Raw genomic sequence first — 15,493 nt, 5'->3', positions numbered from 1 at the left:
AAAGTACAAAAAATCTTCCTCCACATTGTTTGACCGAAAACATCTTATTCCACTCGTTGATTCCATTTTTCAATGTATATTGGGCACCTTCTCATTCCCTAAAATTCAGAAAAAATATTTTATTCCTTGTCCAAGGATATAAAGCAAAATAAAGCAGTATATATTTTCTACCTCACTAATTTATGTATGATATTTTGAAGGCATTGTACGTAAACTCCGCATTAGTCCTCACTAAATTTTTCTGCAATGAATAATATATGGAAGTACAAAATTACCTAGAGTAAAAGGCCAAGAATAGTAATTTGCTTGTGCCTATATTGCTACAACAACTGAACGTTTAATAAATGCCTCCCATCGTGGATGCAGATGAAAGAACTTCTGTTATCACTTTGAATCTGAGGAGTTGAACAAATTTGTATGCATACCATTGTTTTTCTTGGCAGCAATAAATCAGGATCAAGCCGTGATGCAATTTTCTCAGCTGCAGAAATGGGATATTTTACAGTGCTTTTAACTGATCGGCACAAATGGTTAAGGCAAAGGGAAGAATTTCAGGATGTGCACCAGATGATCTTTGTGGATGATTTATTGGATAAAGACGTTATTTATGAACAAATTTCACTTTTGAAGGAACAGGGTAAACAAGTTAAGGCGTTTGTGAGCTTTATAGATCCTTTGGTAAGTACTGCTGCTCAAATTTCCAAGGAACTGGGCCTTGCTGAACTGTCTGTAAATGCCCTTTACCAAATGGAAGATAAAACGCGATTCCGCGAAACTTTAAAGGAAAACCCAATTACTCCGTCTTATTCCATATTCTCTTTAGACTTGGATTCAAATGATATGTTTGAAAAGTATGTTTCAGATGTTCCCGTAATTCTAAAATCTCCCGTTTCCAAAGGCTCAAAAGATGTATTGCTCATTCATTCCCGTGAAGAATTTATAAAAGCAACCCAATATTTTAGGAGCCGTTTCCCGGAAACTCCTATACTTTTAGAAGAATATTTGGATGGTCCTCAGTATCTGATTGAGGTGGTGGTCTGCCATTCTGAAACAACGGTGGTCGCCATCATTGAACAAGAAATCTCAAGGGTAAACCGTTTTATTATCACTGGCTATACTATGCCGGCACAATTAAGCTCAAAAGTAGATGAAAAGCTAAATGAGGCTATTCAAAGCATTATAAGAGATATTGGTTTGAAACATGGCACCTGCCATCTGGAAATGCGTTTGGTAAATGAAGAATGGAAGCTTATTGAAATCAATCCCCGAATTTCAGGTGGTGCAGTCAATCAGTTAATTTTAGAAGCGACTGGGATCAACTTGGTAAAAGAAACTTTAAAGCTGAATCTTGGTGAAGAGCCTTGCCTCAAACCCAGTAAGAATGAATCTGCTTTTCTGCAATATATAACGGTTAACTCACCAGGAAAATTAATTAAAGTAATTGGCAAAAATAAAGCACTAAATATGGATGGGGTTAAGAAGGTTTATATCAAACCGAGAAAAGGCAGTATTCTTTCTCCCCCTTTATCCATGGGTGACCGTTATGCCTATGTCCTAGCAAGCTCCGAGGATCCATTAAAAGCTAGAGACATTGCTAAAACAGCAGCAAAAGAAATAAAATTTTATTTAGAACCAATGTAGGGTGTTGTTGTTCATGAAACTTATTGGCATGCTTCATTATCGTAAAAAGCCTCATAATGTTAAAAAGGCCTATGCATGTGCCTCCGTCTCCAAAATGGATGGAATTGATTTTGTGTATTTCTCTTATCGTGCAGTAGACTTTTGCAGACAGAAGATTTTTGGATGGGTTTATAAAGAAGGAGACTGGATCCAGCAAGAGGTGGATTTTCCGGACACCATTATCAATATTAGTGCTCCCAAGACAAGAGAACAATCGATTGTAAGAAAGGCCTTGAAAAGCAGAATTCCTTTTATTAGCCATTCAATTGGAACTAAAATGAAAGTTTTCAAAAAAATCGAAAAGGGAAGGCAATTTTCAAACCATCTTATTCCTTCCTTTAATATTTCTAATTCTGATAAAGTGCTGAACCTGATGCAAAAGTTCACCAGAATGGTCATTAAACCCCATTCAGGAAGCAAGGGCCGTTCTATCTACTTTGTTACTCTCTTAGAAAACAACTCCATACACTGTATTAGCGGCATTGAAGAAAACATTTATTCACTTTCGGAATTTAAAGAGCTTGTAGAAAGGCTAATTTATGAACAAAAATATCTAGTTCAGCCCTTTATTGAATGTAAAACAAAAACAGGATTGGCTTATGATTTTCGTTTACACGTCCAAAAAAACGCTTTAGGAAAATGGGCTATTACCCTAATCTATCCCAGAATCAGTGGAAATGGAAAATTAACAAGCAATATTAGTAATGGCGGATACCGAGGTGAATTTATTCCTTTTTTGGTTGAAGAGTTTGGCGATAAATATTTCGATATAAAGCAAATGCTGGAATATTTTGCTGTCGCTTTTGCCACGTACTTTGACAGCCTTTATAAAAAACGATCCTTTGATGAATTGGGCATTGACATTGGAATTGATCAAAATCACCGTATCTGGATTTTTGAAGTTAACTGGCGTCCCGGAAGTAAACATCGGGAATTTTCTGTTGCCAAAAACATGGTACCTTATGCCCAATATATTGCTGATAGTGTTCAAAAAGAATAATTTTCAATGGTGAAGGAGGGAACAACTTGGAAAACCGCGCGGATGTTTTAACAGCATTAAAGATTTTAAAAGAGCAGCAGGATCAGCTTGCTGGTGACCCTTCTGATTGTTTCAGCAGCCTGCTGACGAAATTATTTAAAGTCGATACCATACCTTTTTCACTATATTCAATTGATAGTCTCTCTCCTTTTTATGCCGAAGGCTTCATAGAAGAGGCATATTTTAAAACCCCCTTCTTTCGAATTGAAAGCCTCGATATTCGGAAAAAATTATCGGTGGTTTCATTGTTAATGCCATTCGATGTTTATGGTGATGTAGTAAGTGATTGCAAAGACGTTTATCTCTTAAAGCGTACCCCGGTTTTCCTTTCCTTAGAATTAAAAGAATTTACCAGGGTTAAATGCACGGATATCGATCTACTCAGGAGGGAGATTATAATCGAGCCAAAATGGTAACAAAGCCAATTTTTATTTAAAAGAAATTCTTTGTCCTATGTAAAAAAGCCTAAAGGAGATTACTGTGAAACAATTACATTTACAAGAAATTCTTCCCCATATCGGAGGAGTCATAATAAAAGAGGGCTTGTGTTCCAGCTTCCATACTGTCATTACACGTACAAATAAGCTAAATTCCGGCACATTATTTTTTTGTCTTAACAGAAATATAGGGAATACAGTAACGCAAAAGCCCTTCCCTCCGTGCATTATTGTAAGCGATCGTATTGGCCGTCTTAAGAATCTTCCCAATGCAGCAACAATCGTTAGAGTAAAAAACATAAAAGTTGCTTACCAACGTTTCCTGTCCTTTTATCGACGTTTATTCAACATACCGGTCATCGCCATCACAGGAACATCCGGAAAAACCACTACAAAGGAAATGATTAGGCATATTCTTTCTGAACAATACAAAGTAAAAGCCACTTTAGGTAACTATAACCTGTTCCGTTCAAACTCATTGGTATTATCAAGATTCGAAGATCAGACGGATTTTGGAATTTTTGAGTTAGGTATTGGAAAAAAGGGGAATTTGGATCGCTGCTGCCGATGTTTTGGCCCATTCACAGCCGTGATTACCTGCATAGGTGCTGACCATATCGAAAGATTTGGTTCAATTGAAAATTATAGATTGGAAAAGTCAAAGATTTTAAATGGTGTTGGCGAAAATCAGGCTGCAATACTAAATGCAGACTGTCAAAATACTTTATTGATCAGCAAAAAATTTACAAATAAAAAGATTGTTTGGTTTGGCTTAGAAGAAAACGCCGATTTTAGGGCGCATAATATCATATATTCAGAACATAATATTGATTTTCAATTAACTTTTAACAAAGAAACCTTTTCTGTTCGTATACCAGGTTGTGGCATTCATAATGTCTATAATGCACTCGCTGCAATCGCCGCCGTCCATTCGAATGGAGTTGACATTCAGTACGCGATCCATCGTCTTGAAAGCTATAAACATCTTAAACGACACCTTGAAATAGTGAAAGGATTAAAAGGCGCAACCCTTATTGATGATACCTGGAATACGAACTCTGGTTCCATACAGGCCGCTCTTACTGTTTTAAATCAACTCGCCCACGAAAAAACCTCTATAGCCGTACTTGGCAAAATTAGCGAGCTTGGTGCAGAAGAGAAAAATGAGCATAAAAAAGTTGCCCGTATGGTTATAGAAAATCAAATAAAAATATTGATTTCAATTGGAAATACGGCTTCTATTATAAGCCGTGAAGCCATAAAATTGGGCATGGACCCAAACAGAGTATATATGTGCAGTTCAGAAATAGAGGCAAATAACATTCTTAATGAGCTGGCCAATCCTAATTCCATCATATTGGTCAAAACTTCGATGCGAGAGTCGTTAAGAAGTTTCGTAAAGAGCTTAAAAAAACAAACTGAAATGATGTAGACAAAACAAAGCCTCCTTAAATCATGCCTTTCGATGATTAAGGAGGCTTCTTCCTGATTATGGCAAGTTAATAAGACCAATAAATGCTAAACTCCATTATCAGATTACAAAATAGAAATCTCTACAATTAAAAACCGGCAAGCCTTTTTGCGTAGAGCATATTAGCCAGCCTAATCAAGTTTACCAACTTTTTATCTCCTGAAAAGGAAGCGACAAAATCATTAGGATTTCGATGATTAATCTCGATTAACCACACTTTTCCATCCGTATCTATTCCAATGTCAATTCCCAGTTTTCCAAAATGAAATCCACAATTCTCAATCGTCTGTGCAGCTTTTTTTGCTAAATTGTCCATCTTTACTCTATACTCCAAAATTGCAGTTTTACTCCTAAACATTTTTCCAAGTGTGAGGTCCGCCTGTTCTACTTTTCCACCCCTGTGGCGGTTGCTGACAATTTGGCCTTTTACCCCATTTCTCCCCAAGACCCCATAACTTTTCCACGTCCCTGTGTAATCCTTAATCAATATTACTCGAAAGTCTATTATGGAATCATTAAATCTAAGATTAATAGGCTGTTGAAGAATAAATTTCTCTTCGCCAAAATTTTTTTCAAGGAAATCTTTTGCCTCATACAAATCGTGAAAAGTATAATCTTTTTTTGTATCCTCATCAATGTATTGAAGGAGAAGCTTGTCGTCCTTATTCTCTAATTTCGCCACCCTTTTGCCCTGCATACCTTTTATTGGCTTAATATAAACAGCATCATATTTTTCCATCATTTGCACAACACTCACAAACGTTCGAAAGATTTTTGTTTCCGGCAAAAAAGGCTTCAATTCTGGAGAATTTTTAAACCAGGTATACATTTCCCATTTGTCAAATGTTCCGGAGTTAAAAATCTTTTCCCCAATCAAAGACTCAAAATGACGATGCAAATCCTGATTTAAGGAAGACTTTTTAAAGATTGCCAATGGATATGGGTAGAACCCTTTCTCCCATCTTTTTTTGACAGGATTATATAAGTAACCAAATATCAATTTCTTGTCACGGTCAATTCCTTCGTTTGAAAATGCAATAATCGCGCCGCCAATTTTTTTATAATTTCTCACATATCTTCCGAGCTTTTGGACTTTTTCATCCAGCTTTGATATGGTTTTTGCTGCTACGATTCCGATAATGGGTCCGAAATGAATCACGTTTTCTTTATATACTATCTCGTACCCCGGAAGCAGGGGCAGCATTAAAGAATGAAAAGCATCGCCCGTCATTAATATTTCATCTTTTCTTATTTTATCAGACAAAATAATATTGACTTCACATTTTTGAAGGCCAAACCGACATTGTGTTTTTTTCATTTGGGAAATCCCCAGCTCCCGTAATACGACAGAATTTAGCGTTATTCTATAGCCAGTTTCCATTTCTTTTTTTATTTGAAACGATTTACCCATAGTCCACCACCTCACGGCTGTATTCCTTTTCACTTCTACATACTATGAGTCCCCTGCTATTTGTGCCAATTATCTAGAGCAAAATTAGCTTATCTGAAATATACATAGAGAAGAATGATAAAAGCAGGAGCTGAAGGCACAGTGAAACAGGAATATATAGGGGTAATCCTGCCAGATGGCATTTATCAAGTACTGTTAAAGGGACAAAACCAAATCAACGTTTCCGCCTACCAGGCGGCAGGGGAACATTATCATCTTTTTCCTTTTTTTATGAGGTTACGAAGTATTAAACCTGGAGTTGATCAAGTACAAGGATTTATAAAAACAGAGGGAAAGTACACACTTAAAACCATTCCTATTCCAAAGGTGATTTATACCCGAAGCTTTTTATCAAAAAGGCAGATTCACTTTTTAGAAAAAAGAAATATCCTGTTCTACAATAAAAAAGGCATTGGCCATAATAAATTGAATATGCACCACATTATTAGTGAAAATCCAGAGTTACAAGCGTTTCTGCCGAAGACTGTAAAGGGAACGATCGAAAACCTGAGAATAATGATGAATCAGCACAATCATTTAATTCTTAAGCCAGCAAACGGAAGCTTAGGCGGAGGTATAATGAAATTATCCAAGGACAACTTGGGTACATGGGTACTCAACTATCCACTTGCAAGAAGAGAGTGGTCTCAAATTACCTTTAGAGATGAAATTCCCCCATATATTACAGAAAGCTTTAGTATGAAGCAATACATTATCCAGGAAAAAATTGGTCTGGCAACTTACAACGAGAGACCCTTCGACCTTCGTGTAGTTGTACAGCGGAATCATACGGGCAACTGGGTACTCGCAGGTATTCTGTGTAAGGTATCTCCATTAAAAGAACAGTTTGTTACGAACATTAGCCAGGGTGGCAGATCTCTCAGCTTCGATTCTGTTTTAAAGGAACATCCATCTCTTTCTTACAGCCAGGTGTATGATGATATTTCACAGTTAGCCTTGAAATTGGCGATACATTTGGAAAAATACACAGATCATATTGCTGATATTGCATTTGACATTGCTTTAAATAAAGAAGGGCACCCCTATTTTATTGAGAGCAACTTCCGCGGACGCTATGGAAACATGAGATACAAAGGAAAAAGATATGAAGAATGGAAGGCAAAACACTTTAATCCGATAGGATATGGCAAATTTTTAATTGACAGGATAGGCAAACAGCATGGTGCTTCTTAAATAAGTTTTCGATTCAAGGGGAGTAAAGTATAATGGAGCAAAATAATAAAAACAATGGAATTTCCATCGTTGCTTGTACTAATAAAGAGGGATATATGGACAACATCTTTTCAAATTATCAAAATCAAATATTACAAGAAAAAGAGTTAATTATTGTTCTAAATAGTGATTCGCTTAATTTAAATGAATGGATGAAAAAAGCTGAAAATTATGAACATGTCCAGGTGTACCAACTTCCAGAGTACACAACACTAGGAAGTTGTTTAAACTTTGGTATTGAGAAAGCTAAGTTTAAATATGTAGCTAAATGGGACGATGATGATTATTATGGTCTGGCATATTTATATGAAGCTTTAAAAACCTTTCAGACTACAGACGCAGATATTCTTGGAAAAAGGAGCATTTTCATGTATTTTCCGGCTACTAAGGAATTACGGCTTCGATTCCCAGGCCGGGAATTTAAGCCGGTTAAATTAGTGCTAGGAGGAACTATTGTTGCTAAAAAGTCAGTAATGCAGGATGTTCCTTTTTTAGATATATCTTTGAGTGAAGATACAAACTTTATAAAAAATGCAAGGGCTAAAGGATATCGTATCCTTTCGACCAGCAGATATAACTATGTTTACTTCAGATGGAATTCTAATAAACACACATGGAAGCCTTCCAGCAAGTATCTTAATAAAACATCGAAACACGTTGGCTTTTTTCCTGATATCAAACAAATTGCGGATAAGGAAATTTTTGGATAAAAATCGTGTGTTTCGTGTGCCTAAGGCCGAGGATTTGCCTAAAGCTACCTTAAGATTCCGCGTCGCAGCGGACACTTCACCTTCAGCTAATAGATGCATATCCCAACATCCAAAGCTGACTTTTACCGCCAAGTTAATGGAGATGCTTGACACACCAAAAAAAGCTTCCCTCAGGATGCTTTTTTTGATGTAATACTTATATCATTAATAACTCCCTTATATCCTCTTCTGTAAGGGAAGAAATAATCTTTTCATCAGAATCAATGATCTCTCCTATAAGATCCCTCTTTTTGTCCTGAAGTTCATTCATTTTCTCTTCGATAGTTCCACGGGCGACGAGCTTGATGACTTGAACGACATTTTTCTGTCCCATACGATGGGCACGATCTGCTGCCTGTTCTTCTACTGCGGGATTCCACCAGGTATCATATAAAATAACAGTGTCAGCACTCATTAGATTAAGCCCGGTCCCTCCGGCTTTCAAAGAAATAAGGAACATATCACGTTCACCATTATTAAATCGTTCACATATTTCTACCCTTTCCTCTGCCGGAGTTTTGCCATCCAAGTAAAAGAATGGCATACCTTTATTTGTTAACTCCCTGCCCATGAGTTCAAGCATTTTAGTGAACTGAGAAAAAATTAATACTCTTCTTCCCGAAATTCTTGATTCCTCCACTATTTCCATCAACTGTTCAAACTTTGCTGATTTCCCTTTATATCCTTCAACAAACAAATCAGGGTGGCAGCAAATTTGTCGCAGCCTAGTCAAGCCCGCTAAAATTCTAATTCGATTTTTTCTTATTGTTTCCTTATCGAGATGCTTTAAGGTATCATGCCGGAGCTTTGCCAAATAGGCAGCATACAATCTCTTTTGCTCAGGAAATAGCTCTACAGATTCCCTTGACTCTATCTTATCCGGAAGTTCAGAAAGTACATCCTCTTTTAATCTGCGGAGTAAAAAAGGCTGAATTCTTCGTGCTATATGCTTCCTTGAAAGTTTGCTGTATTCTTTTAAACCTAGAAAAAGCTCAGGGAAGACTACGTGAAAAATAGACCATAGCTCTTCTAAGGAATTTTCTATAGGAGTACCGGTAAGTGCAAAGCGATATCTGGAGTTCAGCTTCTTTACTGCTCTAGCAGTCTGGGTTAACGGATTTTTAAACGCCTGTGCTTCATCAAAAAATACCGTATGGAAGCCTTGTTTTTCAAACCAGCTGATCTCCCGTCTCAATAGCGGATAAGAGATAATCAGTACGTCAGTATCAGACAAACTCCCCAAAATTTTGGCTCTTTCCGTTTTATTGCCATCGATTACAGACACTGCGAGCTCGGGAGAAAATTTCTTAAATTCAATAAGCCAGTTATAGGATAGAGATGATGGACAAACGATCAGTACTGGCTGTTTATCCTTGCGAATACTAGGTATTTCCGACACGATAAACGATATACTTTGTATCGTTTTTCCAAGTCCCATATCATCGGCTAAAATTCCACCCAATCCAAAGTGAGCAAGAGTTTTCATCCATTTAAATCCATACTTTTGGTATTCTTTAAGGATGGATTCCAAACTAGCGGGAACCTCAAATTTTAAAGTGCCAGGGTTTCGAAGAGTATCCATCAGTTCCCGGAATGATTCCTCGAGTTTAAAAGTATCATTTACTTCAACGGTATCAAGAAGCTGAAGACATTTTTCCAGGGGCAGACTTAAACCATTTGATAGATCCTTATTTTCCATCAGTGGTGAACGGAGAAAACGCTGAATTTCTTCAAATTCTCTTGTTTGCAAAGAAAGAAGTGTCCCATTTGGCAAACGATAGTATTTTCTTTTTTCCTCCAGGTACTGTAAAACTTCCTTAATATGAGCTTCTTGAAAACCATCCATTTCAAATTTAAACTCAAGCCAATTAGTTCGTTCTTTCTTTACTTTGACTCTTACTTGAGGACGGAATACTCCTCTGGATATTCTATTTCTAACGGCAGTTGTAGCATAAATTCGGACAAGTTTTTGCAGCTTGGGAAGGGTATGATATAAAAACTCATACTCTAACTCTTCATTATGCAGATAAAATCCACCATCCGTCCTTGAAAATGAGCTCCCATCCAAAAGCTGGAGGATTTCCTCTTCTTTCTCTAAATCCCTTACGATAAAAGAATTTCCAGTAATTCCCTTTCCCTCCGATGGATTAATGGTTATATGGTTATATTGAAACTCAAGTCCTGCTAGAAGCTTATTTTTGACACGATCAAGATAAAGCTTAGCTATCAACGGGGTTCTTACCCATTCTTTTGTGATATTTTCAGAAATGTGAACCTGGCCCAATCTTTTTAATCCAAGAACCACTTTTTCCAGAAAAAAATGCAGCTTCTCTTTCGGTATAGGGATTGTATTGGTTCCAGATGTTGCCAGCATTTGGACAAGTTCCCAAAGCCTTTCAAAGTCCTCTTTTTCAAGCTTTTTAATTTTCCCATCGAATAAAACAGACAGATAGGAATCAAAAATGACCAACCGCTGCAGTCCTTTTATCCTTAAATGGTAATTGTTTTCGATGCTTTGTGTAATTTCGAATTCCAATGGAGGCATTTCATCCGTTAAGGGGATTCCTTGGAAGGTCTGTCCCTCATACTCCATCTTGGTGTTTTGTGCCTTAATCAGCAACGGGAGAAGCCGATCCCATGAGGAGGAAGGTATGAGCAGCATCTGATTGTTTTCTTGAAAAGGAGTGGTAATTCCATAAGCATTTTGGTCACGAAGCACCTGGATAAGCTGATGAATAACAGCATCTGTTTCTTTTTCGAAACAATGAAGAGTTGGTTCATATGTAAATGTACCAACATGTTTGTAAGGACTGCCTTCGGTGATGTGATTCAAAAACATTCGAATATCCTTTACAACAGTAGATCCAAGAACAATTTCCAGGCCGAAAAGATATCGTTCACTGCCTATAGAAATAGGCTTACATATAAAAGACGCATTAATTACCTCTCTTTTTTCGAAATGAGGCAAATACCCACTTGTTTTAATGGCACGATTAGAGAAAAGGTTAATTATTCCTTCTGTTAAATCTTTTTTATTTTGCTTTTCTTCAGTTGGGGCAGTTCCTTTACGCTGATGTTCCAGAATAGCAAGTAATACTCCCGCAATGTGCTGGCAGTCCTTCTTAAAGGAGGCTAACTTAGGACAGTCACAGGAAGTATGAAGGGTACCATTCTCATCAGTATGTACTGTCACGTGGAAATCTTCATCACCGTTGACAATTGCCCTGCAGTAATTTGATTCATATTCTGAAAAAAGGATTTTATTAGTACGGTTAAAATATTCTCCACGTTTAAAGGAGACAGAGCCGCACTTTTCTATAATTAGTTTTTGATTGAGTTTAGTGTTCAAAAGCTTTGTCCCTTCCTTTAGAGCTGTTATACTTTTTCCTACTGAATAATCCCGATTGTAACATAATTCCGCGGTTTTAATATAAAATGAAAATCACAATAGATTGAAGGTAAAATCCAAAAAAGGCCTTATACCTGACAGATATGGTATACGGCCTGCTTATTATTTTTTCACATTTGGTTGGATTTGCAGCCTGTATGGTCCGGGGATGGGTGGTATTAATTGTCCTACGACTGATTATTTGGTTTTGCTAATCTAATTAGAAGGCATTATGACTTAATTGTCAGGGCTTAATTCAAAACCAATAGAACGAATATACATAGGATCCGCAAGAAAAGTTTCATAAGGTGTAATAAATGGCCCATGCTGCTAAAAAGGTTAGGATACTTATAAATGGCCCATGCTGCCAAAAGGGTTAGGATACTTTTAGTGTTTTTCTTTTTGTAATTAAAGAGGAATTATCTAGTTTGACACTAAATTCAAGAGAGTAATCTTTCTCTCTTTCCAGTTCCTCAGGAATGGTTAAAATAAAGCTGATAGATTCTTTTTTATGAGGATGACAAGGCTGTGAACATAATACAGACATGCTGTTTAATGCATCATGAACAGACTTCTTTTCACCCAGCAAGTCAATATCAATACGGCTGATTTTGTTTTTGATCAATCCGCCTTCGAATTCAATTGATCCATTAATAACACCACCAGCAGTATACTCTGGTTTATCAAGTTTAATATCAATTTTTGGCTGACCGATTAAACGTTTTAAATAATTTGCCAACATTTTGATCACCTTTTGCTTCTGGATTCATTTGTGCTGTATACAGGTGAATCATAGTAAGGGTTATTTTTTGATTCACGAACAATTTAGAGGAATTATCATCTACATATTAATTTTAAATGCAAAATAAAAAGACCTTCTTTCATGTATCCACTTCTTAAAAAAGAAACCGAAAACATGGTGGTCTTATGGACCTCCCTCGCTTAGCCTGCGAAGTTAGCTGTCGGGTAGGATGGCGAAAGAGAAATTCACCCCTTCTGAAAAAAACAGAATTAACCCCAAGTAACATTGGTTCCTCCGCTTCTGAAAAATATCAGGATTAAGCCATTATTTATATACTTGTCTATTTTATTCAGTGGTTCGACAAATGTAAACTGCCAATATAGTACAATTACATGTCAAAAAAGGTTCATTGCGGGGATTTTTCTGTGAATCTCTCAGGTTATCTTACTTTCTCTCACTTTTATTATAAATTTTGACAAAGAAAACAAAAAAGCCATTTTCGTCTAGAAAAATGGCTCGGATATGTACTACTTATTATTGACTCATCTCTACAAAATCTCCTTCGTCAAATTTTGACGATAAAGAATTGATTTGTTTTTCCACTTTAAAATATTTTACTTTTTCTATGTTAATAGTGACAAATTCGGAACCTAATTTCTTTGTGTATTTATCTCGTAGCGGGAAGGAAATCCAAGTCTTATTTTGTTCAATGATCCTTTTCGAAATTTCTTCTGCATTTTCTCCTTTAATTGGTATGGAAATGGAACTGTCCTCATTATAAAAAAACCGTAAGATAAATTTGTTTTCCATTCAAACCCCTCCTTGTCCATGTATGTATATTTTCTTCCTTTTTAAATATTCAGAGTCTTGGATGAAAAAGTTTTGAAATTTTTGTTTACACGATAAATAAATTAGATTAACATCTAATTAGATTAACGTTAAATTACTTAATTTAATGTAAGGAGGGCTAGAATGTATCAAACCATAAAGCATGAAAAATCATACCGAAGGTTATTTCTAGCTGGAGTGGTTAATGGAATTGGTGACCGTTTCAGTCAGGTAGCGTTATTGACGCTTATTTTGGAAATTACAGGCTCTGGTCTAGCAGTTGGGCTTACAATGGCGTTAAGAATGATCCCTTTTCTCCTATTTGGGCCTTTTAGCAGCAGATTCGCCAAAAAATGGACCAGGAAGAGACTTTTGATTACTACCGACCTGGTACGTGCTTTCATTGCCATATCTTTTCTTTTTATTAATAGTGCAGCTGACATGTGGATTGTCTATGCAGGCACTTTTCTTCTTTCAGCAGGAGAAGCTCTGTATGCTCCGGCAAGGAAAGCTGGAATTCCCAGCATCGTACTAAAGAAATCAATAAAAGATGTTAACGCATGGGAGCAGGTTTCTCTCGGAATCATTTTAATTGTGGGGGCTTTTACTGGAGGGATCGTTTCTTTTCTCCTAGGCCCGAAGGCGGCATTTTTTATTAACATTCTATCTTTTGCCGCTGCTGCATATTTTATTTCCGGTATACCAAGCCTTGAGAATAGAACGGTTCAAATGCAATCAAAGGAAACAGTGTCTGCAGCAAGCTTTGCAAAGCTTGCCATGGCTTCTGTCTTTTTGCTTATGCTCATGACCTTTGATCTGTTAAATCCTTTAATAAATGGGATTGAAAATGTTTTGCTAAGTGTTTACGCGGTGAAGGTTTTCCATATGGGCGGACTTGGAGTTGGGATTTTTTATAGCGTTCTGGGAACAGGACTTTTAATGAGTCCGCTGGTTTCAGGACTCATTAAAAAGAACTTTCTCCCTATTGCTTTTATATGCTTATTAATGGAAGGAGTTGTCCTTACAGGGATTAGCCAGGTTCATTCCTTTGTACTTGCAGCCCTTTTATTTGGAATTCTAACGCTCTTTAGCGGAGTTGGAAATACTTTAATGGATACGGCTGTTATGCAGACCATACCTGCAAAATACCATGGAACTTACTTTGCCTTTTCTGCAACCATCTCCAATTCTTGCTTAGGCTTTTCTATGTTTTTATCAGGATTGGTTCTTGAAGGAACTTCGCCGCGAACCCTTGGCTTAGTGGGAGGATTACTTTATATTTTGCTGGGTGCAATTTACTTCTTATGGTCAGCAAAAATAGATCTGCGAAAAGAAAATCGGCAGTTTGTTAACAATTCAATTGGATTATAAATCTAACCTGTAAGGGACCCTCCTTACAGGTGTTTATTTTTCTATACCAACTCTCGTTCCATTTGGAATGATTCCTGAAAGCTCAAGAACATCTCTATTGTGCATTCTTATGCATCCATGTGAAACGGCTTTGCCAATTGAAGCAGGGTTGTCTGTGCCGTGGATTCCATATCCGGCTTTTGATAAAGAAAGCCACATAACACCGAAAGGTCCACCGGGTGCCGGCTCCCTGTTAACAACAATATACTCCCCAAAAGGTGTACGTGTCAGCATTTTACCAATCCCGACAGGATAGACTTTCACAAAGCGTTCATCTTTAAACAGAGCAAGTGTTTTTTTACCAAGGGAAACCTTTATAGAATATGGAATCGTATTTGGCTCCGGAATACCAGGGATGACAATTCGTTGTCCCGGATAGAGTCTATATATTCCGGGGTTGGCACGATAAAGTTTTTTTCGGGAAACACGAAAATCCATCGATATACTTTCAAAGCTCTCACCCGGCCTAACAATATGAAACAATGGCAGCCCCTCCCTTTTTCTTTAGCATATTCCCCATTTATCATTTGGTTGCCTGTGTCTTTTTAAGGGTTAACCATTGTAATCCTCACGTTGAGGTTTCGCTACAGGCACACGCTTTCAGCAGGCGTTCCGGGAGCCTCCCACCCTCCGGCAATCTTTAAAAAATTAACAAAGAAAACTTTAAACCTGTAGATTATGGTGAGATCACAAAAAGAATTTTTCCATTTTTTTCTTGTAAAATGACTTAAGTGTATTACAATAAAAATTACATAAGTGCCATTTATTTCCCCACTATGTCGAGATCATTAATGTAACCAAAAATAACAAAGGATGAAAAAGAAAAACGCAGCATGCAAATTATTCTGCTTGAGAGGTTTTTACAAGAAAAGAATCAGTAGAGTTTCATCCTACCACCCCATTGAAGGCCTTCAAATTCACTGTTATGCAGCTGGTCCCGATCTGGTTTTGACAGAATTTCAGTTTTTAAAGGGTTATTAAAAAAATTAAGTAACTACTTAGGTCAGTTAAAAGAAAACTGACCTCGATAGACTAACACAATGGAATCAAGCAGACTCCTGCCTTG

General features: G+C 37.0%; 12 protein-coding genes and 1 riboswitch. Of the genes, 7 read left to right on the top strand and 5 right to left on the bottom strand.

From position 1 onward, the window contains the following. The first annotated feature begins 417 nt into the window (after window positions 1–417). From AC3WR0_RS22855 to AC3WR0_RS22840, 4 genes are all read left to right on the top strand, one after another. Window positions 418–1,641, top strand: coding sequence for an ATP-grasp domain-containing protein (locus AC3WR0_RS22855; protein WP_492554434.1), 1,224 nt, complete (start codon window positions 418–420; stop codon window positions 1,639–1,641). A 13-nt stretch (window positions 1,642–1,654) separates the two neighbouring features. Then, window positions 1,655–2,680 (top strand): YheC/YheD family protein, encoded by a 1,026-nt coding sequence (locus AC3WR0_RS22850; protein ID WP_492554433.1) that lies wholly within the window; start codon window positions 1,655–1,657, stop codon window positions 2,678–2,680. Between the two features lie 26 nt (window positions 2,681–2,706). After that, window positions 2,707–3,135, top strand: a complete 429-nt coding sequence (locus AC3WR0_RS22845) for a hypothetical protein (RefSeq protein WP_492554432.1) — start codon at window positions 2,707–2,709, stop codon at window positions 3,133–3,135. Window positions 3,136–3,199: 64 nt separating this feature from the next. Next, the gene (locus tag AC3WR0_RS22840; protein ID WP_492554431.1) at window positions 3,200–4,588 is read left to right on the top strand and encodes a UDP-N-acetylmuramoyl-tripeptide--D-alanyl-D-alanine ligase; all 1,389 of its coding nucleotides are present in this window, start codon (window positions 3,200–3,202) and stop codon (window positions 4,586–4,588) included. A gap of 127 nt (window positions 4,589–4,715) precedes the next feature. Here AC3WR0_RS22840 and AC3WR0_RS22835 read toward each other — a convergent pair whose 3' ends face one another. Continuing rightward, window positions 4,716–6,038: a YheC/YheD family endospore coat-associated protein gene (locus tag AC3WR0_RS22835; protein ID WP_492554430.1), complete on the bottom strand. Its 1,323-nt coding sequence runs from the start codon at window positions 6,036–6,038 to the stop codon at window positions 4,716–4,718. A gap of 141 nt (window positions 6,039–6,179) precedes the next feature. Between AC3WR0_RS22835 and AC3WR0_RS22830 the strand changes: the two genes are divergently transcribed. Together AC3WR0_RS22830 and AC3WR0_RS22825 are read left to right on the top strand one after the other, a co-directional pair. Further along, a complete protein-coding gene (locus AC3WR0_RS22830; protein WP_492554429.1) occupies window positions 6,180–7,271 on the top strand; it encodes a YheC/YheD family protein in 1,092 nt (363 codons plus the stop codon). A 32-nt stretch (window positions 7,272–7,303) separates the two neighbouring features. Further along, entirely contained in the window at window positions 7,304–8,020 is a 717-nt protein-coding gene (locus tag AC3WR0_RS22825; protein WP_492554428.1) for a glycosyltransferase family 2 protein, read from the top strand. 196 nt (window positions 8,021–8,216) lie between these two features. Here AC3WR0_RS22825 and AC3WR0_RS22820 read toward each other — a convergent pair whose 3' ends face one another. The 3 genes from AC3WR0_RS22820 to AC3WR0_RS22810 all read right to left on the bottom strand — a co-directional run bounded on the left by AC3WR0_RS22820 (window position 8,217) and on the right by AC3WR0_RS22810 (window position 12,999). Continuing rightward, on the bottom strand, window positions 8,217–11,408 hold the full coding sequence (locus tag AC3WR0_RS22820) for a DEAD/DEAH box helicase (RefSeq protein WP_492554427.1): 3,192 nt from the start codon (window positions 11,406–11,408) through the stop codon (window positions 8,217–8,219). Window positions 11,409–11,823: 415 nt separating this feature from the next. After that, window positions 11,824–12,189: a sporulation protein gene (locus AC3WR0_RS22815; RefSeq protein WP_492554426.1), complete on the bottom strand. Its 366-nt coding sequence runs from the start codon at window positions 12,187–12,189 to the stop codon at window positions 11,824–11,826. Window positions 12,190–12,375: 186 nt separating this feature from the next. After that, window positions 12,376–12,522, bottom strand: a riboswitch (cyclic di-AMP (ydaO/yuaA leader). A gap of 201 nt (window positions 12,523–12,723) precedes the next feature. Beyond that, window positions 12,724–12,999, bottom strand: a complete 276-nt coding sequence (locus AC3WR0_RS22810; RefSeq protein WP_492554425.1) for a hypothetical protein — start codon at window positions 12,997–12,999, stop codon at window positions 12,724–12,726. 162 nt (window positions 13,000–13,161) lie between these two features. Between AC3WR0_RS22810 and AC3WR0_RS22805 the strand changes: the two genes are divergently transcribed. Then, the gene (locus tag AC3WR0_RS22805; protein WP_492554424.1) at window positions 13,162–14,388 is read left to right on the top strand and encodes an MFS transporter; all 1,227 of its coding nucleotides are present in this window, start codon (window positions 13,162–13,164) and stop codon (window positions 14,386–14,388) included. Window positions 14,389–14,421: 33 nt separating this feature from the next. On the opposite strand, the gene AC3WR0_RS22800 is transcribed toward AC3WR0_RS22805, so the two are convergent. Further along, window positions 14,422–14,865, bottom strand: a complete 444-nt coding sequence (locus tag AC3WR0_RS22800) for a L,D-transpeptidase (RefSeq protein WP_492554456.1) — start codon at window positions 14,863–14,865, stop codon at window positions 14,422–14,424. Window positions 14,866–15,493: the final 628 nt, after the last annotated feature.

It is taken from the genome of Neobacillus sp. FW104-15D2 (assembly GCF_058790155.1).
The sequence above is the reverse complement of the archived record's forward strand: the minus strand, read 5'-3'. Positions and strand labels throughout refer to the sequence as shown.

Bases quoted from the DNA above. Each gene is read 5' to 3' on its own strand.
- AC3WR0_RS22855 (WP_492554434.1), top strand. From the start codon at position 418: ATGCATACCATTGTTTTTCTTGGCAGCAATAAATCAGGATCAAGCCGT.
- AC3WR0_RS22800 (WP_492554456.1), bottom strand. From the start codon at position 14,865: ATGGATTTTCGTGTTTCCCGAAAAAAACTTTATCGTGCCAACCCCGGA.
- AC3WR0_RS22825 (WP_492554428.1), top strand. From the start codon at position 7,304: ATGGAGCAAAATAATAAAAACAATGGAATTTCCATCGTTGCTTGTACT.
- AC3WR0_RS22850 (WP_492554433.1), top strand. From the start codon at position 1,655: ATGAAACTTATTGGCATGCTTCATTATCGTAAAAAGCCTCATAATGTT.
- AC3WR0_RS22815 (WP_492554426.1), bottom strand. From the start codon at position 12,189: ATGTTGGCAAATTATTTAAAACGTTTAATCGGTCAGCCAAAAATTGAT.
- AC3WR0_RS22805 (WP_492554424.1), top strand. From the start codon at position 13,162: ATGTATCAAACCATAAAGCATGAAAAATCATACCGAAGGTTATTTCTA.
- AC3WR0_RS22810 (WP_492554425.1), bottom strand. From the start codon at position 12,999: ATGGAAAACAAATTTATCTTACGGTTTTTTTATAATGAGGACAGTTCC.
- AC3WR0_RS22835 (WP_492554430.1), bottom strand. From the start codon at position 6,038: ATGGGTAAATCGTTTCAAATAAAAAAAGAAATGGAAACTGGCTATAGA.